This is a genomic window from Alteromonas sp. KUL17 (assembly GCF_006538305.1).
In the GTDB taxonomy this organism is placed as follows: Bacteria; Pseudomonadota; Gammaproteobacteria; order Enterobacterales; family Alteromonadaceae; genus Alteromonas; species Alteromonas macleodii.
Genome location: NZ_BJKJ01000041.1, coordinates 1 through 20,958, shown reverse-complemented (window position 1 = coordinate 20,958; position 20,958 = coordinate 1). Strand labels below are relative to the sequence as shown.

Annotated in this window: 20 protein-coding genes; 14 read left to right on the top strand and 6 right to left on the bottom strand. The window is 43.7% G+C overall.

Translation table 11 applies throughout. The features are described from left to right. The 7 genes from KUL49_RS20360 to KUL49_RS20325 all read left to right on the top strand — a co-directional run. Positions 1 to 378 (top strand): DUF3291 domain-containing protein (locus tag KUL49_RS20360; RefSeq protein ID WP_131138425.1); only part of this gene is annotated, 378 nt, incomplete at its 5' end. A gap of 162 nt (positions 379 to 540) precedes the next feature. Then, positions 541 to 810, top strand: a complete 270-nt coding sequence (locus tag KUL49_RS20355; RefSeq protein WP_014949705.1) for a hypothetical protein — start codon at positions 541 to 543, stop codon at positions 808 to 810. A 391-nt stretch (positions 811 to 1,201) separates the two neighbouring features. Further along, positions 1,202 to 2,056: an acyl-CoA thioester hydrolase/BAAT C-terminal domain-containing protein gene (locus KUL49_RS20345; protein ID WP_131138424.1), complete on the top strand. Its 855-nt coding sequence runs from the start codon at positions 1,202 to 1,204 to the stop codon at positions 2,054 to 2,056. A gap of 26 nt (positions 2,057 to 2,082) precedes the next feature. Beyond that, a complete protein-coding gene (locus KUL49_RS20340) occupies positions 2,083 to 2,451 on the top strand; it encodes an MmcQ/YjbR family DNA-binding protein (protein WP_049588957.1) in 369 nt (122 codons plus the stop codon). 13 nt (positions 2,452 to 2,464) lie between these two features. Further along, positions 2,465 to 2,842 carry a DUF3703 domain-containing protein gene (locus tag KUL49_RS20335; RefSeq protein WP_131138423.1) on the top strand — a complete coding sequence of 126 codons (378 nt, stop codon included), beginning with the start codon at positions 2,465 to 2,467 and terminating at the stop codon, positions 2,840 to 2,842. After that, positions 2,832 to 3,623: a PhzF family phenazine biosynthesis protein gene (locus KUL49_RS20330; protein WP_131138422.1), complete on the top strand. Its 792-nt coding sequence runs from the start codon at positions 2,832 to 2,834 to the stop codon at positions 3,621 to 3,623. The genes KUL49_RS20335 and KUL49_RS20330 overlap by 11 nt, the downstream gene beginning before the upstream one ends. A 39-nt stretch (positions 3,624 to 3,662) precedes the next feature. After that, positions 3,663 to 3,848 (top strand): DUF4177 domain-containing protein, encoded by a 186-nt coding sequence (locus KUL49_RS20325; protein WP_131138421.1) that lies wholly within the window; start codon positions 3,663 to 3,665, stop codon positions 3,846 to 3,848. A 138-nt stretch (positions 3,849 to 3,986) separates the two neighbouring features. Here the strand turns inward: KUL49_RS20325 and ggt are convergent, their stop codons facing one another. After that, on the bottom strand, positions 3,987 to 5,744 hold the full coding sequence (gene ggt / locus KUL49_RS20320) for a gamma-glutamyltransferase (protein ID WP_014976719.1): 1,758 nt from the start codon (positions 5,742 to 5,744) through the stop codon (positions 3,987 to 3,989). Between the two features lie 14 nt (positions 5,745 to 5,758). Beyond that, positions 5,759 to 6,523, bottom strand: coding sequence for an enoyl-CoA hydratase (locus KUL49_RS20315; protein ID WP_242633921.1), 765 nt, complete (start codon positions 6,521 to 6,523; stop codon positions 5,759 to 5,761). Positions 6,524 to 6,634: 111 nt separating this feature from the next. Between KUL49_RS20315 and rrtA the strand changes: the two genes are divergently transcribed. After that, complete coding sequence (gene rrtA, locus KUL49_RS20310; RefSeq protein WP_131138419.1) at positions 6,635 to 7,219, top strand: rhombosortase; 585 nt, start codon at positions 6,635 to 6,637, stop codon at positions 7,217 to 7,219. Positions 7,220 to 7,425: 206 nt separating this feature from the next. On the opposite strand, the gene KUL49_RS20305 is transcribed toward rrtA, so the two are convergent. Beyond that, on the bottom strand, positions 7,426 to 9,921 hold the full coding sequence (locus KUL49_RS20305; protein ID WP_131138418.1) for a prolyl oligopeptidase family serine peptidase: 2,496 nt from the start codon (positions 9,919 to 9,921) through the stop codon (positions 7,426 to 7,428). A gap of 177 nt (positions 9,922 to 10,098) precedes the next feature. Between KUL49_RS20305 and KUL49_RS20300 the strand changes: the two genes are divergently transcribed. Beyond that, positions 10,099 to 10,653 carry a glutathione peroxidase gene (locus KUL49_RS20300; RefSeq protein WP_014949715.1) on the top strand — a complete coding sequence of 185 codons (555 nt, stop codon included), beginning with the start codon at positions 10,099 to 10,101 and terminating at the stop codon, positions 10,651 to 10,653. Positions 10,654 to 10,823: 170 nt separating this feature from the next. Here KUL49_RS20300 and KUL49_RS20295 read toward each other — a convergent pair whose 3' ends face one another. Continuing rightward, on the bottom strand, positions 10,824 to 11,426 hold the full coding sequence (locus tag KUL49_RS20295; protein WP_131138417.1) for an FMN-dependent NADH-azoreductase: 603 nt from the start codon (positions 11,424 to 11,426) through the stop codon (positions 10,824 to 10,826). A gap of 239 nt (positions 11,427 to 11,665) precedes the next feature. Here KUL49_RS20295 and KUL49_RS20290 point away from each other — a divergent pair, with 239 nt between their 5' ends. Beyond that, entirely contained in the window at positions 11,666 to 13,615 is a 1,950-nt protein-coding gene (locus KUL49_RS20290) for a DUF4397 domain-containing protein (RefSeq protein WP_131138416.1), read from the top strand. Between the two features lie 111 nt (positions 13,616 to 13,726). Here KUL49_RS20290 and KUL49_RS20285 read toward each other — a convergent pair whose 3' ends face one another. Continuing rightward, on the bottom strand, positions 13,727 to 14,968 hold the full coding sequence (locus KUL49_RS20285) for a cystathionine gamma-synthase family protein (RefSeq protein ID WP_131138415.1): 1,242 nt from the start codon (positions 14,966 to 14,968) through the stop codon (positions 13,727 to 13,729). A 97-nt stretch (positions 14,969 to 15,065) separates the two neighbouring features. Next, a complete protein-coding gene (locus KUL49_RS20280; protein ID WP_131138414.1) occupies positions 15,066 to 15,701 on the bottom strand; it encodes a 1-acyl-sn-glycerol-3-phosphate acyltransferase in 636 nt (211 codons plus the stop codon). 268 nt (positions 15,702 to 15,969) lie between these two features. Between KUL49_RS20280 and KUL49_RS20275 the strand changes: the two genes are divergently transcribed. The 4 genes from KUL49_RS20275 to KUL49_RS20260 all read left to right on the top strand — a co-directional run bounded on the left by KUL49_RS20275 (position 15,970) and on the right by KUL49_RS20260 (position 20,858). After that, complete coding sequence (locus KUL49_RS20275) at positions 15,970 to 16,752, top strand: NRDE family protein (protein ID WP_131138413.1); 783 nt, start codon at positions 15,970 to 15,972, stop codon at positions 16,750 to 16,752. A gap of 147 nt (positions 16,753 to 16,899) precedes the next feature. Next, positions 16,900 to 18,090: an amino acid aminotransferase gene (locus tag KUL49_RS20270; protein WP_131138412.1), complete on the top strand. Its 1,191-nt coding sequence runs from the start codon at positions 16,900 to 16,902 to the stop codon at positions 18,088 to 18,090. A gap of 286 nt (positions 18,091 to 18,376) precedes the next feature. Beyond that, the gene (locus KUL49_RS20265) at positions 18,377 to 20,542 is read left to right on the top strand and encodes a S46 family peptidase (protein ID WP_131138411.1); all 2,166 of its coding nucleotides are present in this window, start codon (positions 18,377 to 18,379) and stop codon (positions 20,540 to 20,542) included. A 64-nt stretch (positions 20,543 to 20,606) separates the two neighbouring features. Further along, positions 20,607 to 20,858 carry a hypothetical protein gene (locus tag KUL49_RS20260; RefSeq protein WP_014979487.1) on the top strand — a complete coding sequence of 84 codons (252 nt, stop codon included), beginning with the start codon at positions 20,607 to 20,609 and terminating at the stop codon, positions 20,856 to 20,858. The last annotated feature ends 100 nt before the right edge of the window (positions 20,859 to 20,958 follow it).

Genomic DNA, 20,958 nt, shown 5'->3' with positions numbered 1-20,958 from the left:
GACTTAGACCCTATCAACGCCATTGCTGAACAAAGTCCAGGATTTATCTGGCGTTTGAAAGAGGAATCAGGTGATGCCACTAATATAGAGGTAGAAAATAACCCAGATATCATTGTTAACATGTCTGTTTGGGAAAGCGTAGAGTCCCTTAAGAACTTCATGTTCAAGACGCATCACATTGATTTCCTTAAGCGTAAAAAAGAGTGGTTTTTGCCCTTAAGCGAAGCATCTTATGTGCTTTGGTGGATACCGAAGGGTCATATTCCAACCCTTCAGGAAGCTATCACTAAATTAGACCATCTTCGGGAAAATGGAGAATCTCAGGATGCATTTAGTTTTAAAAGTAGTTACCCCAAGCCTGAGTTGGAGAATCGTTGATGTTTCCAAGGTCAGAAGGCAAACTAGTAAGGAGCTCGAACTGGCCGTTGAAATACGTAAGCACGGATCCCGACACGTAGATTCTAATTTTCGCACACGAGTTTCACATCTTAGATGGCTGCCGTGTTCTCTATTAGATAGTTTAATAAGAAAGGATATTTTATGAACTTATCGTTTTTACTTGTACTTTTTATCTCTTTTTTCACAATAAATATCCTACCTTGGGTTCTAGCACTTATATCTAAAAAGGCTTCTGGTAATAACAAGGTCATCTGGTTCTTGATGTCGTTTTTATTATCATGGCTAGGCTTTATCGTTTATTACTATCTTGTGATTAAGCCAGAATGGAAAGCTGAGTTAGAAAGAAAAAAATCAAAAAGAATACTCAGAAATGAAAATGGAATGCCTATTAAAATGTATGAGCAATCTTAAGGTTAAAATTGACACGCATTTTATCAACGCTTATATGTAGATGAACACTAGTGGTAGCCTAAATCTATATTTTGAAAATTTACGAAGAAACGACAATGCCTATAAAAAATGGACTTTACAATACCTAGTCGCATTTCCCTTGCTGGCCACTATTTTTGCCAGTGTTCAATACTTTAAAGGCCAGTCTTTTTCCTACTCTCTTGAATTCGGGGTTACATGGGCTTTTATATCTATTTCTATATTTGCAGCTCGCCGCATTTACAATCTTAAAAAGCGGATCCATTGCGAAATATGCAACGATATACAAAATCATAAGACCATTGAATAATCAAACGCGCTATTTCAGTTGAGTACTCAACCTTAACTTTATGTTAAAAAAACGAGTAAAAAAATGAAAACACAAACCTTACTTATCTACTTTTTCTTTTCCTTGCTAGTCTCTTTCTCGTGTGAAGCCTCTACGCGCTCACTGAAAATAGAAGATGATGGTTTTGTTGCTACGTATTACTCTTCAGAGTCACAAGAACGTAAAGTTGGCGTTTTAGTGCTTGGAGGATCCGAAGGCGGCGTGCCAGAAAAGCTCGCTAGTCCAATCGTTGAAGCGGGATTCCCTACCCTAGCTTTAGCTTATTTTAAGGAAGAAGGCTTACCACCAGAGTTAGAGAGAATACCTGTTGAATATGTAATTCAGGCTATGTCGTGGTTAAAATCACAACCCGAAACCACGCCGGACAACATCGTTGTAGTTGGCTGGTCGAAAGGCGCTGAACTGTCACTTCTTCTAGCGTCAAAAGAACCAAGTATTTCAAATGTGGTTGCTATTGCGCCTAGCTCTGTTGTTTGGGCAGGTATTTTGAAAGATTGGAGTAAAGTGCCTGGTTCCAGCTGGACTTACGACGGGCAAGACTTAGCGTTTGTTCCTTTCAACCCGTCGAGTGAAGTTAATGGTTTGCTAGATCTCTATACGCAATCTTTAGAAAATCGAGCAGACAACGGTAAAGCTAATATTCCTGTACAGAAAATCAGCGCCGATGTTGTGTTAATGACTGGCAAAAACGATGAAATTTGGCCCTCGCCTACTATGGCTGAAACAGTTTGTGAAAAAATGAATGCGCGCACTAAACATAAGTGTAAGCACCTAAACTACCAAGGGGCAGACCACTTGCTTAACTACGAGTTCTTAAAAGAGGGTAGCGATATGAACCAAACCTTTATTAAGATGCTTACTAATCACAATAACCACTAGTCAGCTTCTTCAATAAATAGAATCATATGACCATTGATGAATTCAATCACTATTGCAAAGCACTTCCCCACACTACTCACGTCGTTCAGTGGGGGAATTCAGAAGTATGGAAAGTAGGTGGTAAAGTCTTTGCTATAGGGAGCATTAGCAAGGACGGACACCCTGCTTTTACCTTTAAAACATCTGAGCAAAACTATTATTTTCTGGAAGAAAAGCCTGGCTATAGGCCTGCGCCCTATCTCGCTAGTCGTGGAATGAAATGGATACAACAGTACAATTGCGACAGTAACGAAGATGAGGAGTTAGAATATTATTTAAGCGCATCTTATAAACTAGTATCGTTAGGGTTAACCAAGAAAATGCAAAAAGAGCTTGGTTTAAATCAACCTCAATAAAGGTGCTTACACCATGTTCAAAGCAAAAAGCTTTACGCGCAATATTCGCCCTTATGTTGAAGATGAGTTGGCATTAGCCCGCAATGAGCAAAATTACGGAAATAAGGCTGAAGCCTTCGCTCATTTGGAAAATGCCCACGTTCTTGGTCAAGCCTCTACAAGGCTACACGTTAAAGTACACGTTCAAATGCTTTTATGGGCAGTGAAGCAAGGCAATATTGGTGAGTTTTTTGGTCAACTTTTCAGAATTGCGGGCGCTGCCACAAAAACTGTTTTTGGACTAGTACCTCATGGAAATACAGGTGGAGCTAACGTTAGCCCATTTAAGGCAATGCCAATTAAACCAGACTTAAATACGATCATAAAAAAAGCGCGTTCGAATGAAAATTAAAATTAACATTGTCGATGCATTTACTAATGTAAGGTTTAAGGGCAATCCTGCTGCAGTAGTTATAACGGGTAATTGGCTTAGCGATGAAAAAATGCGAGAAATCGCTGCTGAAAATAACCTTTCAGAAACCGCCTTTTTAGTTGAAGATGATAATGGCGTATTTGCTATACGTTGGTTTTCCCCCATGACGGAAATCGACTTCTGTGGGCACGCAACGCTGGCATCCGCGTTCGTAATCTTTAGCGAAAATTACCAACTACCGCACATTTCTCTATTCGCCAAGTCGGTTGGTACGATGAAAGTCGTTAAGAAAGACGACGGATTCATTCAAATGGACTTCCCCAATAGAATGCCTCACCCAGTCAACGATGTGCCTGAAGCGTTACTACAAGGGCTTTCTATCAAGCCCAAAAGCATTTTAAAAAATAACCAAGCTTACTTTGCTGTTTATTCAGACGAAGACGACGTTTTAAGCGTAATTCAAGACAGCGAACAACTAAAAACACTAGCGCCTAATGATGTGGTAGTGACAGCGCCTGGTACGCAATTTGATTTTGTTTCGCGTTATTTTTGGCCTGCGAACGGCGGAGATGAAGACCCGGTTACCGGTTCAATCCACACTGGGCTAGCGCCTTATTGGGGAAAAATATTTGGACGGTCAAAGCTTATGGCTTATCAAGCATCTAAACGAGGTGGTACAGTAAAATGTGAAGTGACAGGCGACCGCGTGCTTATTTCTGGCCAAGCGGTGTCTTACCTTGAAGGTTACATTACTATCTAACAATTTAAAGAATAAAGCTGTAGAAGGAACTATAAATAAATGCAAAAAGTCGTTGAATTTAAAACTCGAAACTTTTGGTCTAGCCAGCTTAATTTAGACACCCTTAACGAAGAAATTACCAAATACAACAATCAGGGCTGGCGTGTCATTCAAATAACACCAGTGTCGTCTTTTTCTGCACATGTTCGTTCGGTATTACTCCTTCTTGAAAAATCGAATAGTTAAGAGTAGAAGCTAGAAAGAGCAGACCATTTTATTTACACTCCCGCAGCGCAAACAAAAAAGCGGAAGATATCTAACCTTCCGCTTTCACTCACTCAACAGCGCATTGCTGCATCTAGTTTTAACTAGGCAAACGCCAAACTAGCGCCCTACTGCAATGCCTTCTCTACGAGGATCTGCGCCGCCAATTAATTTACCTGATTTAAACTGAATGCCATGAAGACCGCTGTTTAAATCCACTACTTTAACGTTATGGCCGAGTGCCTTTAACGGCTCTTCAAGCTCAGCTATTGGTGTGCCCTTCTCTAACGCCGTATAGTCGTTTCGATTAGTAATTTTAGGAAGATTGATGGCTTGCTGAATATCCAAGCCAAAGTCTAAAACTCCAATTAGGGTTTGAGCGACGTAGCTTACAATTCTAGAGCCGCCCGGCGAGCCTACAACCACCTCTAAATTCCCTTCTTTGTCGAACACCATGGTTGGGCTCATAGCACTTCTAGGACGCTTACCAGGCTCTACGCGATTTGGTACTGGAAAACGGTTTTTGGTTGGCGAAAATGAAAAGTCGGTAAGCTGATTATTAAGCAGGAAGCCTTCTACCATAATCCCAGAACCAAACATGAATTCAATGCTGGTAGTCATTGATACTGCATTGCCCTCTTTGTCTACTATAGAAACGTGTGAGGTATTGGGCAGCTCCATTGACGTACCAAGTGCTACATTCGCATCGGCGTAAGGATTACCCGCGCGTTTGCGGCGCCACTCTTTATCAACAGCAATACTCTCGGCACGGCGCTGAAGATAAGCGGTATTAATCATGGCCGCAAACGGCAAGTTAGTAAAATCGCTATCCGCTATGAACTTCTCGCGGTCGGCATACGAAAGCGCACTTGCTTGCGTATACAGGTTGGCAAACTCTACTGAATCCGGTGCGTATTGACTAAGGTTAAAACCTTCTAACATTTTTAGAATTTGATAAACGTTTACGCCACCTGAGCTAGGTGGTGCCATACCGCAAATGCGTTTTTCGTGGTACAAGCCACATACGGGTTCACGTTTTACTGGTTCATAGCTTGCTAAATCTTCCAACGACATTTGGCCAGGGTTAATCTCCGCATTATTAACCGCTTCCACTATTTTTTCGGCAACTTCGCCTTTCAGCAAATAGTCGCTGCCCTTTTCCGCAATACCTCTTAGGGTTTTAGCTAACTTTTTGTTTTTCTTAACCGTGCCTTCTTTTAACGGCAGGCCTGCCGGGAAGAAATAAGTAGAGCTTGCAGGAAAAGTTTTAAGACCAGGGTGATAGTCCAATGCAACAAGTTTGGCTAAACGCGGCGATACTTTAAAGCCGTCTTCAGCTGTTTTGATTGTATCGTCGAACAGTGTATTCCAAGGCAGCTTACCGAACTCGCCCTGAGCCATTTCTAGCGCTTTTACTGCACCAGGCACGCCAACTGACTTACCGCCTACTACGGCATCTAACCAGCGCATTGGCTTATTACCTTCAATAAACCAATGAGAATTGACAGCTTTCGGTGCGGTTTCACGGCCGTCAAAGGTGTGAAGTACTTTGTTCTTATTATCCCAATAAAGGATAAACGCACCACCGCCAATACCTGACGATTGTGGTTCAACCAGCGAAAGCATCGATTGCACAGCTACCGCTGCATCGATCGCACTTCCGCCCTTTTCTAAAATATTCTTTCCCGCCCAAGACGCATAGGGATTTGCCGCTACAACCATATAATCTTCGGCTTCAAATGCCTTTTTCTCTATGTAGCCTGTTGCCGCTTCTGGTTCTCCGACTTCACGTGTTTGCTTCGCGTTCGCACCAAAAATAAAACAGCTAGATAATGCAAGAGTTACCACTGAAGCTCTGAAAAAAGCACTGCGTCTCAAAATAATACTTCCTCTTATTTAAATTTTTCTGGGTTTATTGGGCGTTTTTTAAGAAACGCATCAAACGCTTCTTGAGCTGCGGTTGTGCCCAACGCTTCTAAAAATATATCAAACTCTTCGTTCATTTGTTGGTTTGTTCGCTCTCCGTCACCTTTTAATAGCGCTTTTGTTTGTTTAAGCGAAAATGAAGGCTTGGCGACGAGTTTCTCTACCGTTGTTTGAACCGTTTGATCTATTTCGTGAGCGTCGACAATTTTTGTCAGAATACCAAATTGATAGGCATCAGCAGAGGTAAAGGGTTCGCCCAGCATTAGCCACTCTGCCGCCTTTATATGACCTGCAACCTTAGGCAAAAGATAACTTGATGCATATTCAGGAACAAGCCCTAAGTTGATGAATGGTAGAACAAATCGGGTATCTGGAGTGGCGTAAACAAAATCGCAATGAAGTAAAAGCGTTGTGCCTATGCCCACTGCTAATCCGTGAACTTGTGCAATAACCGGTAAATTACATGCAGCCAAAGCTCGCATAAAGGCAGCTGTTTCTGGCACCTGAGCGTGATCTTGTTGCTGTGCGAAGTCTCCAATGTCATTTCCTGCAGTAAAACAATCGCCCGCGCCTTTAATAACCACCACTTTGGTTGCGCTATCGTTTTTAACACCTAATATGGCATTCGCCATTTCTTGATACATGTCGCGTGTTAACGCATTTTTCTTATCGGTTCGGTTAAGTGTAATGGTTAAGCATTGCTGATTTGTTTCGGTAATAATGTAAGACATAATTACTCCTTTACTGTCGTCTTTTTGTTTTGGGCGTACTTCAGTTTTCACCCTGTAGGCAATTTCTGTATCATAGCCAGCAAATTCTAATTTCAAAAATAACTAACACTGATGATGTCACTGCCGTTTTCGCTTAAGTATAGCGCTGGTCCTTTATTTATTGCGCTATGCTCCGTTGTCGCGTTTTTCTTTGAGCCTATGTCTGGCAATTATTTGGCTTACGACAGGTACGCCATTCAAGGTCTAGAAACTTGGCGAATAGTCAGCGGCAATATCGTGCATACCAATGGCTACCACCTACTTTTAAATTTAGCAGGTCTGGCGCTATTGTGGGCCCTCCACGGTGAACATTATCGCATTGGTTTGTACTTAAAAGTTTTTGTATGGTGCAGCTTAGGAACCAGTGTCGGGCTTTATTTCTTCTCTCCAGATCTAATATGGTACGCGGGTTTGTCTGGCGCATTACACGGTATTTTCGCATGGGGCGCCTGTGTTGATATAAAAGAGAAAATGAAGTCGGGTTGGTTACTGCTTATTGGGTTAGCAATTAAAGTGGGATACGAACAAATAGATGGTAGTAGTGAACAAGTTGCAAACCTGATTGACGCAAAAGTTGCCATAGATGCGCATTTATTCGGCGCACTTACCGGTATCGCAATCTTTTTACTTATGTTCATTACGGCGAAAAAAAACTGAAACTAGAGCGATATAGCGTCACTCTTTTTGCGCATTTTGATTTGTTAAAACAGATTAACGTGCTGAAGCAAAAAAAGAAGATTTAAAAAAACGGCCCGAATTCATTGAATTTGGGCCTTTTTTGTAAGCTTTTTCCGTCCTTAATAGCTACCGCGCTGTGAGCAACTCAGTGACTTTTAATCACTGGGTTGCACTCGCAGTTTTGCCTATAAGTTTTCTTCAAATAACTTATAGATACGGCGGTATTCATCAAGCCAAGAGCTTGGCTGCACAAAGCCATGTGGCTCTACCGGATAAATGGCCGTTTCAAAATCTTCTTTCTCAAGCTCGATAAGGCGCTGTACCAATCGTACGGTGTCGTGGAAAAACACATTGTCATCAACCATAGGTGCATTGATAAGCAATGGCTTTTCTAGTCCATCTGCGAAATAAATTGGCGAACTGCGCTCGAACGCGATGGGGTCGATATCAGGCGTATTTAGAATGTTTGCTGTATATGGCGTGTTGTAATGTGCCCAATCGGTTACCGGACGAAGTGCTGCACCTGCCGCAAACAGATCTGGCGCGGTAAACATAGACATAAAGGTCAAGAAGCCGCCGTATGAACCGCCGTATGTGCCAATACGCTCACGATCTACATTTGCATTTTCAACAAGCCAGTTAACACCATCACGCAAATCTTGCACTTCAGGCGTACCCATTTGACGATAAATAGCGGTTCGCCAATCACGTCCATAGCCAGCACTAGCGCGATAGTCCATATCTAGTACGACATAGCCTTGCTGCACGAGCATGCTATGGAACATGTATTCTCGGAAGTAACCAGACCACCCCATGTGGGCGTTTTGCAAGTAGCCTGCACCGTGATTAAACACTACCGCTTTATTTGGTGCCGTCTTGTCGTAATTTTCCGGTAAATATACTCGTGCGTAAATAGGTGCATCGGTATACGTCGATTCAATAGCAACGATGTTAGGCACCGCCCATGGAAGTGCATTAAAATCTGCACTGGTGCTTTGCGTGATTTGCTTTGCCACTGTTGTTTCGTTTGCTGGCTTAACGTAAAGCTCTTGTGGTTGATTCACCTTGCTATGGCTTAGCAGCAAATTTTTACCATCAGGGCTAAGTGAGTAGTCTGTCATACCATTCAAATCAGTCATGGTATCGATGGTATTATCACTTAAATCAGCACGATAAACTTCGTAAAGCCCCGGGTGCTCCATGTTAGCTTTAAAGTAGATATAATTGTCATCGCTAGAAAGCGTTAAATCGTCAACAATAAAACGGCCGCTGGTTAGCGCGACTGGCTTCTCGCCAGGCTTTTGGACGTATAAGTGAGAGTAACCAGTATGCTCAGACTGATAGTAAAGCGTCTCGCTGTCATTTAGCCAATCAAACGCGTTGAAACGGTAGTTTACCCACGCATCGTCATGAAGCCTATGTTGGTTTTCTAGCGTTTTATTCGCTAAGTCGACCGTTGCAATCCAGCGGTCTTTGTTGTCCCACGCTTCTAGCATAACGGCAACAGCGTTACCGTTTTTGTGCCAGCGAATCGAAGGCTTAGTCCAATACCAGCTTTGCAGTAAGGTAATGTCGCGCGGCAAACGATTAACTTCATAGGTCTCGCCTTTTGCCTTCGCGTTTTCTGCTTTTACGTCAGCAAGTACGTCGTCATTGTAGCCAGGCAAATTAAAGTATTTAAGTTCACTCTTCTCGCCAGTTTTCAAATTAAGCAGCCACAGTTCATGATTTACCGATTCTGCATCTGCAACACGTTGGCGTACCGGCTTCGCAGCAATACGGCTGTCTTCTTGGATATAATGCGGCATGATGTCGCTGTCATCACGAGTCGGCTTACTTTCCGTGGTGGCGACTACTGCAAAGTTACCCGCAGGTGATACGCTAATACCCGTTAGTCGATGCGACTTATCAAAGTAAAACGGCGCAGGTGCTACACTGCTGTTTTCTTTGGCCAACGCTTTATGCGCGTCGTCTTTTTCTTGTCTGTTTTTGCGCTGTAGTTTGATGTATTCCACCAGCGACTGTTGCTGCTCGGCAATATAATCCTTCGGCGGCTCAACCGCTTTGGGCTCGTCGCTAAACTCCCAACTTAACAATTCTTCGCGGGTGCCGTTAGATAGGTCTATAGCAATAAATTTGTTACCGCTTAACGCCATTAAGCGGCCATCAGTCATAAATGAAAGCGTTGACAGCGCATTCCCGCCACGCGCGATACGCACGGTTTCACCGTTGGTAAATTGCACATAAACACTGTCTTCAAATGAATAAGCAATTACACCATCATTTCTTACTACACGTTCGTCAAAACGATACTTGTGTAAATCTGACATCGGTGCTTTTACGGCATTTGCAGGGTTTGAGAGTTCAGCAACATAAACATCTGTTAACGCGCTACCTTGCCTTTCTTTTTCAAAAACAATTTTATCGCCATTGACCGACCACCCCATACCTTCGGGTAGCGCGCCCATCCATTGTGGGTCTGACATTATTTGCTTTAAAGTAATTTCACCATTTTTCGCGCTATTCTGAGGCGCGACATCTGGTGTAACGGTTTGCTGGACAGTGGCAGCAGGAAGCGATGTAGACGCTGTTTGGCTAGATGGTTCGTTAGTCGTGCTTGCACATCCGCCCAACGCAAAAGTAACGCTAGCCGCGATGAGTAAAGAAGAGTATTTTTTCATTATTTTAAGTCGTTGTTATGTAAAAAACGTTAACATTATACGCAGAGCAGTTACTAATGCGCTAACGTTCATCGATTGAGATAGTGAACCAAACGTAAACCATCTGCGTTTATGGTTGTGAAACTGGTCTGTCGGCCTGAACAAAATAACAAAAATTCACTGATGAGGTAAAACACTATGAAAGCGAAAGGTTTTGTACCTGCGTTGCTTGCGCTCAGCTTTTTCACGACTCCTAGCTTTGCGAGCGAGTGCCCCAGCGTACTAAAGTTCATGAAGCGTAAGCTCAACTCACAAGAAACGGTGAATTTGTGTAACGAATATGCCGGAAAGACCCTTTTAGTGGTGAACACAGCCAGCTATTGCGGCTACACGCCACAATTTGAAGGTTTAGAAGCCCTTTATAGTGACTACAAAGACAAAGATTTTGTAGTACTTGGCTTCCCGTCGCACGATTTTAACCAAGAAGATAATGATGAAGGCAAAACGGCAGAACTGTGTGAATTGACTTATGGCGTAAAGTTTCCGATGTTTGAACCAATATCGGTAAAAGGTGAAGACGCCGATCCTATGTATAGAATGCTAAAAACCGCCACCGGCAAAGCGCCATCATGGAACTTTAATAAGTACCTTATTGACAGCTCTGGTAAGCAAATAACCCACTACCCTAGTTCAACAAAGCCCACTGATCCGGCTTTTATCGCTGACATAGAGGCACTCCTCAAAAGCGAATAAAACCGCGAATATCAACGCTGCCTATAGGTCACACCAAACGAGAATCTAAAAGCCGCGCATAAAAAAGCCCCGCGTAACACGCGGGGCAATCAAGCACACTCAACTTGGAACACACTTTTAGCTGAAAACATACTTCCTACGTTTTAGCTAACTGCATTAATTTAGTGTGTTTAGTTGTTGGTTAGTTCAATAATTTTTTCGCTTGCTTCAGAAAAAGCCTTGTTTGCTTGCTCTTCGTCCATGTTAAGTCCTTCAGCGTAAACGAATTTAACGTCACTGATACCAACAAAATTTAAAAAGTGTTTTAAATACGGCGTTTGCGTATCAAAGTCTGAACCTGCATACACACCACCACGCGCGGCAAAAACAGTCGCTGATTTATTTTCTAGCAATCCGACAGGACCTGTCTCGGTATACTTAAATGTTATACCAGCTCTTGCAATACGGTCGAAGTAAGCTTTTAAGCTCGATGGGATGCCAAAGTTGTACATCGGCACGGCTAGCACAATTTCGTCAGCCGCTTTTACTGCTTCAACAATGTCATCAGAGACTTTTACCAATGCCTGTTGTGATTCATTTCGCTCTGACGCCTCAGTCATCCACGCTTGCATTTCTTCACCTGTTAAATGAGGCAGTGCCAGAGAGGCAACATCCACGCGGTTAATGTGCACAGAACCGTCATTCTCAATTTTTGAAAGGTACTCGTTTGCAAGCTTTGAAGAATTACCTTGGTTGCCATTTAGGCTGGAAAATATAGCCAGTACTTTTTTCATGCCGAACTCCAATATTCGTTGTTTCGATAATATATGGCTATATTACGGCAATCGGGTTGAATGAAAATATCAAAAACATGAAGGCTTCGTTCTATTTTGTAGAACAGACTGCCAAGGAAAAGAACAAATGTGAAATTATTGAAAACATTACATTACGTTAATGTTGCAAGGAGGTTGATCTTCTCTTATTTGCTCAGCGTAACCGAGTCTGCCACAACACAATTAAGAGGATACAAAATATGAGAAGGACCAAAGCGCTCCTTGCATGTTCAATATTACCACTGTTTTTAATTGGCTGCTCGGATGACGACGACGATGTCGTACAAGAGCCCACACCCGCCCCAGAATACGCAAACGTTCGAGTTGTTCACGCAGCATCAGACGCACCAATGGTAAACATCACTGCTAACGACGCCATACTCAACGATCTTGAAAGCGTTGATTACCAAGTTGCTTCATCTCGCTTCGAAGTCGAGACAGGCATGTACGATATTGGTGTTACAGGCATTCTTCCAGGTGAAAACGCTGAAGTGCTGCAAGCTGACGTTACTTTAGAAGCTGACATGAACTACGATATTTTTGCCGTAGGTAATGTTAGCGATGAGTCGTTATCGCTTTTAACAGTGACCAGTATGGAAACCGCAGTTGACGCGGGTAATGCTCAAGTACAGATTGTACATGCAGCATCAATGGCACCTATGGTAGATATTTATGTTACGGCACCAGATACAGATATCACTGCCGAGCAGCCGCTTGTTACTGCTGAATTTACTGACGCAACCGATTTAATTCAAGTACCTGCGGGCGATTATCAAATTCGTATTACACCGGCCGGTGAGACAACAGTTGTATACGACTCTGGTACGGTAAACCTTGCAGACGGTGCCGATTTGCTTATCGCTGCTACTAATAACGTAGGTACCGGCGATTCACCAGTAACATTACTGGCCGCGGACGGTGATGGAAGCTTCAAGATTTGGGATGCAGAAGCAGGTGCTGCTATCCGCGTTGTGCACGGTATCAGCGACGCACCAGCGGTTGATGTTGTAGCAAATAACGAAATAGTATTGGTGGACGGAATACAGTTCCCGCGCACCACAGACTATTTGTCTGTTGCAGCCGGTGACTATCTCATTGACGTTGTAGCAGATAGCGACAGCAGTGTTGTGGCAATTGACGATGCTGAGTTGACGCTAGAAGCAGGTATGTCTTATACCGCCATCGCAAACAACGTTTTGGCTGCACCAGAACTTGATGTGCTTGTTGATATGCCCCGCTCTGTAGCGACTGAAGCGAAAGTGCGTATTGTACATGCTTCACCTTCAGCGGGTAACGTCGATATTTACGTAACCGCAGATGGCGAAATTGATGCGGTTGACCCGGCATTTGCCGATATTGCCTATGAGACTGGCGAGCTTGTTGAAACAGGTTACGTAAGTCTTGCAGAAGGTGACTACGTAGTTACGGTTACACCAACAGGCACCAAAACAGCGGCAATCGAAACAGGCGTTTTAACGCTTGAGAATGGTGAGATTTACACTGCTATCGCACTAGATGGCGCGATGGAAGGTGATTTACCTCAATTAGCGTTGCTTGATGGCCTAGCGCCACCTCCACCAGCTTTTAATGCTGACATGACTTACAATGTAAACTTAAGTGGTTCACAAGAAGTGCCTGCCGTTACTACTATGTCTATGGCAACTGCAGTGGTCGAAATTGACGAAGACTTACCTGCGTTTAGCGTAAGTGTTGACGTATCAGGCTTAACGGATGTTACTGGTGTACACGTACACGATGGCGGCATTGGTATGAATGGTCCGGTTGCTTTCCCACTGACTGATGCTGGTAATGGTACTTATGTTCTCGCTGAAACTAATATTTCACCTAGCAACTTAGACGCACTGACTAGCGGTGAGTGGTATTTAAATGTTCACACTACCGCTAACCCTAGTGGTGAAGTGCGTGGTCAGATTGTTCCCGACACAACTGCGGTAGTAACATTCTCACTAAGCGGCAGCCAAGAGGTACCAGCAGTTGACACCATGGCAATGGGGTCTGTGCCTGCTAATACTACGTTAACCGCTGAGCAAATGAATGTTATGGCAGACGGAGGTCTTTACACTAACTTCCACTCAGATGCATTCCCAAGTGGTGAAATTCGTGGACAAATTACGCTAGGTTTTGACTAGTCAAAAATAGCTAAACCCATTGTGTTTCAATTATATTGAGACCCAATGAACCTAAAATAAAAAAAGGGGCAAACGCCCCTTTTTTTGTATTTCTCGACAAGAAGATTTTATCTATATGGTATTTAGCGCCGTGTCGAAATCTGCAATCAGATCCTGAGTGTCTTCAATACCTACCGAAATACGCAGCATGGTATCGGAAATACCCATTAACTCACGTTCTTCTGCTGTGTTCTCGAAATAAATCGTAGGTGCAACAGGTAGCGCGAGCGTACGATTATCACCTAGGTGGGTTGCACAGATCACCAGCTTCATCTCGTTTAAAAACGCCACGGGATCAGCACCGTCAACGAGGTCAAAACTTAAAATTGCGCCATAGCCACCGTTTAGGTATTCACGTGCCATAAAATGCTGAGGGTGGTCGGCAAGGCCGGGATAAAACACTTTAGATACTTTAGGATGGTTATCTAAAAACGTTGCTAGCTGCATCGCATTATGCTGGCTTCGTGACAACCGCAGATCTAGAGTTTCCATACCTAACGCAATGGCCGTGGCTGATTGAGGTGCCAAAGTAGCACCTAAATCGCGTAAACCTTTCTTTTTGATTTGAGTAATGCCCCACTGCGCTGTATCTGCAACCTGATAGGCTGGCTTTAGGTTTTCAAACTTTGTCCAGTCGAAGTTACCCGTATCGATGACAGCACCACCTAAAACGTTACCGTGACCTGCAATGTATTTTGTCAGCGAGCAAAACACTAACGACGCTTTAACATCTTTAGCGTAAAAAACAGGGGGTGGCGTCATGGTGTTATCAACCATAAACAGCATGTGCTTCTCTTCACAGAATTGACCAATGGCGTGAAGGTCGGCCACCTGTGTCACAGGGTTAGCTACGGTTTCGGTGTAAACGCCTTTTGTGTTTGGCTGGTAAGCTTCTTTGACTTGCTGAATGTCGGTCACATCTGTGTAGGTAACCTGCACACCAAAATCTTTAATGGTTTCAAAAAAGCTTCGCGTATTACCAAATAGGTATTGGCTTACAATTAAATGGTCGCCGGCTTTGAGTAAAGCAAATAACGAGCTGCTTATCGCCGCCATTCCGGTTGAGTAACACAAAGTACCTACACCGCCTTCCAGATCATTAAGCATATTTTGCAATGCCGCCACAGAAGGTGACGATGAACGAGAATAAACATGAGCAGCTCGTTTACCTTGAAACGCATCGATGATGCCCTGCGCATCTTTAAACTCGAAAAGAACTGAATTAGACGTGCTGCTGTGAACACCACCATGTTCAGGCGTATTTAGCATGCGATCAGAATGAACCTGACGGGTTGTGAATCCCAATTTTGTCACGGGTGAAGCTCCGAAAATAGATGTTTGCGACCGAGCCGAGTGCGCACCAGTACTCTGAGTTGATACGGTTGCGTACTTACCACTTCAATAGAAATGATTATGGCTTTGTAATGCAGTTTTTAGGATATTTTGCGCAAACATTATCATAAAACGTATAAATAGTTTGCATTTGTTCATCTATGTTAGTCACTTTCTGAATAATTGGCCCCAACAGAATCATCTTTCTGGCGTAGTCCAACCCAATGACTTGTATAGGAATTTCGGCTTCTCGTGCAATGTGCATAAAGCCTGTTTTCCATGGATAAATGGGGCTTCGTGTACCTTCTGGCGCTAACGCGAGTATTAATTGTTCGGCTTCCTTTATCTTATTTGCAATAGACGTGACCACCCCATGCGCTTTACTTCTCTCTATAGGAATGCCGCCTAGCCTTTTAACAATAGCGCCCAAAGGGGGCGCAAAGATGGTGTGCTTTCCGAAAAAATTAATGTTTAGCTTAAAGGAAAAAACCACGAACAAGCCAATAAAGAAGTCCCAGTTCGATGTATGCGGTGCTACCGCTAAAATGGCTTTTTTCTGATTGATTAGTTCACCTTCTACACGCCAACCTCTTTTTGTAAGTACCCACGCTGCAAACGATGATAACCACTTGGGCCACTTTCGGGGGATATTTCTTCCTACACTAATTTTATTTGCGAGTTGAGGTTGGCTATCAGGGTGTGAGGGTTTTGTCATTCTTATTATGCTCTGGTTACTACATTTAGATAATCTTAACTGCTGTCTCATTGACTACGGCGTCAACCAACTGGCTCTTTTAATAAGCCTTTATCATGTGCACTTTCATTTTCGACGTTGTACCCGCATATTGATAACAGAAGTAAAAGTATTAACTAACGCACTTTTTTGCGAAGAGTAATCAAAATAGATATGTAACGCAATTGTTAACAACAATATGCATGCGTTAGTCAACAGATAATTCTGAGAAAGGGTTTCAATAGTAGCTATGTGTATTTTATTTATCGCAAACAAGTTGCGAGATGACTACCCGCTTATCATCGCTGCGAATCGGGATGAGTTTTACGCACGGCCCACAGCGCCTTCTTCATTTTGGAAAAGCCACCCGCAATTACTTGCCGGGCAAGACTTAGAAGCTAATGGCACCTGGATGGGTGTTACGCGTAACGGAAATATAGCAGCTCTTACTAATGTAAGAGACCCACACAACATCAATAAAAATGCGGTATCGCGGGGTGAATTAGTCGCCAACTGGCTGAAGCAGGACCCAGCCGATATAAAAGGTGTTGCACAAGCACAATACCTGGCAACGCTGGAAAAAACGCGACACCAATATAACGGCTACAATCTGCTATTTGGTAATACAAAAGCGCTTAAGGTTTACAACAATGTAAACAATTCGACCCATGCAATTGATACCGGTGTGTATGGTTTGTCTAACGCTGACATTGTTACCGCGTGGCCAAAAGTTACGCAAGGCGTAACGGCATTAAACGATTATGTTGCTAATAAAAGCACCATTGATAAAGAAGACTTGTTCGATATTTTGCGCCATGACAACAAAGCAGACGATGCACTGCTACCCGATACGGGCGTAGGCTATGAGTGGGAAAAGGCGTTGTCTTCCATTTTTATTCAATCCGAAAAATACGGAACGCGTACCTCTACACTGCTATTAGTAGATAAAAACAATACGCTGACCTGGAAAGAACGACGCTTTTCAGACAAAGGCGAAGCACAAGAAACCCGCGCTTTTTCTTTTTCAATTTAGGGTGTTTTTGAAATGAAACTTTCGTTTACGTTTTCTTTCCTCGACTAATTGAAATATTTTCAACCTTTAGGGGTCGTTTTTTCTACCATCGGTGGCATAATGCCAGCCTGCTATTTTTTGCATACCAACGTAACGTGAGGACATATCGTGTTTGAAGTATTACCCCATCTCGCCCCAGATCCAATTCTTGGCCTGTCAGCTGCTTTTCGTGAAGACACCAACCCAAACAAAATCGATTTAGGTGTTGGCGTATATAAAGATGAGCAAGGTAATACCCCTATTCTTTCAAGTGTCGCAAAAGCGCAAAAAGTGCTTTTAGATACCGAAACTAGCAAAACCTACATCACGCCTCAGGGCAACCAAGGTTTTATCGACGGTATGTTGTCTTTGCTATTAGGTAAGACTAGCCCCGTTCTATTAGCAGACCGCGTTGCAGCGGTTCAAGCTCCAGGTGGTTGTGGTGCATTGCGTATTCTTTCAGAACTACTTGCCCGTTGTAACGACAACGCTAAAGTATGGGTAAGCGACCCAACATGGGCGAACCACATTCCACTTATCGGCTCTGCGGGTCTTAAAATCGAAACCTACCCGTACTTCGATAAAGCGTCAGCAAGCATTCGCTTTGACGCTATGATGGAAACCCTTCGCAAAACTGAAAAAGGCGATATCGTTCTTCTACACGGTTGCTGTCACAACCCTACAGGTGCTGATCTTACTAATGCACAATGGGATGAAGTACTAGTAGTAGCGAAAGAGCGAGAATTCCTGCCTTTCATCGATGTGGCTTACCTAGGTTTTGGTGAAGGTTTAGAAGAAGACGCGTACGGCATGCGTTTGTTGGTAGAAAACCTACCAGAGGTTATTGTTGCAGCTTCTTGCTCTAAGAACTTTGGCCTTTATCGCGAACGTGTTGGTTTGGCTGCCATCATTACTGAAGATTCAGCAACCCGTAAAATTGCTCAGGGTCAAATTCAGTCAATCGCACGTGGCATCTACTCTATGCCACCGAGCTACGGCGGCGCGTTGGTAGACATTATCCTAGCTGACGAAGCCCTTAACAACGAGTGGGTATCTGAAGTGAACGAAATGCGCGATCGCATGAAATCACTCCGTGCAATGCTAGTTCAAAACCTTCACGATAATGGCTCGCCTAAAGACTTTAGCTTCGTAAACGACCAAAAAGGTATGTTCTCGTTCTTGTGTATTACTCCAGAGCAAGTGCGCGAAGTGCGTGAAAAGCACAGTGTGTATTTTGTTGATTCTAGCCGCGTGAACATTGCGGGCATCAACCAAGAAAACGTAGAAACACTTGCTAAAGCATTGGTTTCAGTGCTTTAAGTACGAACTATTGATTCTTAAGATTCGAAAGGCAGGGTTCACCCCCTGCCTTTTTTATTGCCTTCAAATTACCCGTCTTCCTATTTCTGCGATGAACGCCCCAACCACGCTGTCAGTAGCGGTTAGTCACACTTTTTAACAAATTCACGCAGTGCGCTATACGCCTTTTAGTAGGGCAAGCCGGATATAATCGTTACACTGTAACAATGTTGACGTACACGTTAACTTGGTATTTATTACGACTGACTTATAACAATGAGATTAACGACAAGAACAAGGATCACCCATGTCTAAAGTAAGTGTATTTTGTCTTTCTGCCGCGCTACTTGGCAGTGCAATGCAAGTAAATGCTAAGGAAGGCATGTTCACGCCAGAACAACTCCCTTCAATTGCCGGCGATTTAAAAGAAACAGGCTTAGCAATCCCTGCTAGTAGTATTAACGACCTAACCGCGTTTCCTATGGGCGCGATTGTTTCATTAGGTGGCTGTTCAGCATCGTTTGTCTCTGACAAAGGCTTGGCCGTTACTAATCACCACTGTGCGCGCGGCTCTGTTCAATATAACAGCACCCCAGAAAACAACTATTTAAAAGATGGTTTCCTAGCAAAAGAAATTGGTGAAGAACTGCCGGCCGCGCCGGGTACACGCATGTTCGTTACGGTCGATTTTTCTGATGTAACCGACAACGTCATTGGCGGTATCAGCGATGACGTTCAAGGACGCGAGCGCTACGACCTCATTGAAGCGAACCGCAAAGCATTAATTGCAGAATGTGAGTCTGAAGCAGGCTTCCGCTGCTCTGTGCCTTCATTTTTCCAAGGCCTTGAGTATAAGCTAATTAAGCAAATGGAAATTCGTGACGTGCGCATTGCTTACGCGCCTGCTGATTCAATTGGTAAATACGGTGGTGATGTAGATAACTGGATGTGGCCTCGTCATACGGGCGACTTCTCTTTCTATCGTGCTTATGTGGGTAAAGACGGTAAACCTGCTGATTACAGTGAAGAGAACGTGCCGTTTAAACCTGACCATTTCTTGAAAGTTTCGGCAGCTGGACTTGAAGACGGCGACTTTGTTATGGCAGCGGGCTACCCTGGCTCTACTAATCGCTATGCGCGTTTATCACAAGTGTCGTACACGTTTGATTGGTTATATCCCACTTACCTTGAACTGGTAGACGCGTGGATTAAAACTATTGAAAGTGCATCTGAAGAAGGCAGCGATGCGCGTATCAAATACGAAGCATTGTTAGCGGGACTTAACAACTTCCACAAGAATACGTTGGGCCAGCTTTCTGGCGCTAAACGCGTTGGACTTGTTCCACGTCGCGCTGAGCGTGAAGAGCAACTAGCTGCATGGCTTGATAAAAACGGTAAGAGTGAAATGAAGCAAGCACTTGCCGATCTTGATGCGGTTAGTGCTGAACAAATGCAAATGAACAAGCAAAACTTCTGGTACAACAACCTAAGTCGTGCACAACTCTTGTCATCAGCCCAAACCCTTTATCGCAATGCCATCGAAAAAGAAAAGCCGGACGCAGAACGTGAATCTGGATTTCAGGAGCGCGATCAAATTCGTCTGAAAGAAGGCGTAGAGCGCATTGAGCGTCGCTTTGATCCGGCCGTTGATCAGGCCGTTTGGCAAAAAATGATTAGTATGTACCTTGAACAGCCTGAAGAAAACCGAGTAGCCGCGTTCGATAAAGCAGTAGGCATTGATAGTGATACTGACGGAAAAACACTTCAGAAGAAGTTAAAGGCGTTTTACGACAAGACTTCATTGACTAACACTGAAGAACGTTTGAAATGGTTAACTGCAAGCCGCGCTGATTTCGAAAATAGCAACGACCCGTTCATTAAACTTGCGGTTGCCCTGTTCGATACCGAGATGGCTATTGAAGATAAGAGCAAAACGCTAAGCGGTAAAGCTGCCGCGCTTCGCCCTAAATACATGAGTGCCATTATTGAGTGGCAAAAATCTTTGGGCAGCCTTGCTTATCCAGATGCAAACAGTACGCTGCGCGTTACTTACGGTAATGTAATGGGCGGCTCGCCAAAAGACGGCCTAATTTACGAGCCGTTTACTCGTCTTGAAGGTATTACCGAAAAAGACACGGGCGAGACACCTTTCGACTCACCTAAAAAGCAGCTTACGCTTATTGAGGACAAGAAATACGGCCCTTACAAGTTAGAAGCTATTAACAGCGTGCCGGTGAACTTCCTTACCGATTTAGATTCAACAGGTGGTAATTCAGGCTCAGCAACGCTTAACGCAAAAGCAGAGCTTATCGGTCTGTTGTTTGACGGTACGTTCGAGAGTGTTAATTCTGACTGGGATTTTGACCCGAAAACAACCCGTACCATCCATGTAGATAGCCGCTACATGTTATGGGTAATGGAATACGTTGACGGTGCAACAAACCTCATCGAAGAGATGATCATCGTTAAATAACCACCAAATAATGGGGTCAGGGTACATTTTCCCCCTAATGCCTTCCGGTAAAAAGGAGATCGTTATGAGGTTACTAATAAGGCTTGTTAGTTTAGCCGTGGCTGCGTACTCGTGTTATAGCGGAGCTGTAACCGGTGAGTGGAAAGCATCTATCGCTATTATTTCGCTATGTGCGTTGATGTTCCTAATTACGTTTATTTCCAAGACTCGCGGCGGTACGCCAGGCTCTCAAAGCGATGGCGCCTCAGCGATATACACACCAAGCAGTAGCTCAAGCTCATCTTGCAGCAGTGATGGCGGTGGTGGAGATTGCTAAAACCCAATGGGGGTCAGAGTACTTTTTTCAGTATTTAAAGTACTCTGACCCTGAGGTATCCCCACAAATAATATAACGATATCAGTGAGATAAAAAAAGA

Excerpts from the sequence above, each read along its gene's own strand:
- KUL49_RS20355 (WP_014949705.1), top strand. The coding sequence starts at position 541 with ATGAACTTATCGTTTTTACTTGTACTTTTTATCTCTTTTTTCACAATA.
- KUL49_RS20345 (WP_131138424.1), top strand. The coding sequence starts at position 1,202 with ATGAAAACACAAACCTTACTTATCTACTTTTTCTTTTCCTTGCTAGTC.
- KUL49_RS20340 (WP_049588957.1), top strand. The coding sequence starts at position 2,083 with ATGACCATTGATGAATTCAATCACTATTGCAAAGCACTTCCCCACACT.
- KUL49_RS20335 (WP_131138423.1), top strand. The coding sequence starts at position 2,465 with ATGTTCAAAGCAAAAAGCTTTACGCGCAATATTCGCCCTTATGTTGAA.
- KUL49_RS20330 (WP_131138422.1), top strand. The coding sequence starts at position 2,832 with ATGAAAATTAAAATTAACATTGTCGATGCATTTACTAATGTAAGGTTT.
- KUL49_RS20325 (WP_131138421.1), top strand. The coding sequence starts at position 3,663 with ATGCAAAAAGTCGTTGAATTTAAAACTCGAAACTTTTGGTCTAGCCAG.
- KUL49_RS20315 (WP_242633921.1), bottom strand. The coding sequence starts at position 6,523 with ATGTCTTACATTATTACCGAAACAAATCAGCAATGCTTAACCATTACA.
- rrtA (WP_131138419.1), top strand. The coding sequence starts at position 6,635 with ATGATGTCACTGCCGTTTTCGCTTAAGTATAGCGCTGGTCCTTTATTT.
- KUL49_RS20305 (WP_131138418.1), bottom strand. The coding sequence starts at position 9,921 with ATGAAAAAATACTCTTCTTTACTCATCGCGGCTAGCGTTACTTTTGCG.
- KUL49_RS20300 (WP_014949715.1), top strand. The coding sequence starts at position 10,099 with ATGAAAGCGAAAGGTTTTGTACCTGCGTTGCTTGCGCTCAGCTTTTTC.
- KUL49_RS20295 (WP_131138417.1), bottom strand. The coding sequence starts at position 11,426 with ATGAAAAAAGTACTGGCTATATTTTCCAGCCTAAATGGCAACCAAGGT.
- KUL49_RS20290 (WP_131138416.1), top strand. The coding sequence starts at position 11,666 with ATGAGAAGGACCAAAGCGCTCCTTGCATGTTCAATATTACCACTGTTT.
- KUL49_RS20280 (WP_131138414.1), bottom strand. The coding sequence starts at position 15,701 with ATGACAAAACCCTCACACCCTGATAGCCAACCTCAACTCGCAAATAAA.
- KUL49_RS20275 (WP_131138413.1), top strand. The coding sequence starts at position 15,970 with ATGTGTATTTTATTTATCGCAAACAAGTTGCGAGATGACTACCCGCTT.
- KUL49_RS20265 (WP_131138411.1), top strand. The coding sequence starts at position 18,377 with ATGTCTAAAGTAAGTGTATTTTGTCTTTCTGCCGCGCTACTTGGCAGT.
- KUL49_RS20260 (WP_014979487.1), top strand. The coding sequence starts at position 20,607 with ATGAGGTTACTAATAAGGCTTGTTAGTTTAGCCGTGGCTGCGTACTCG.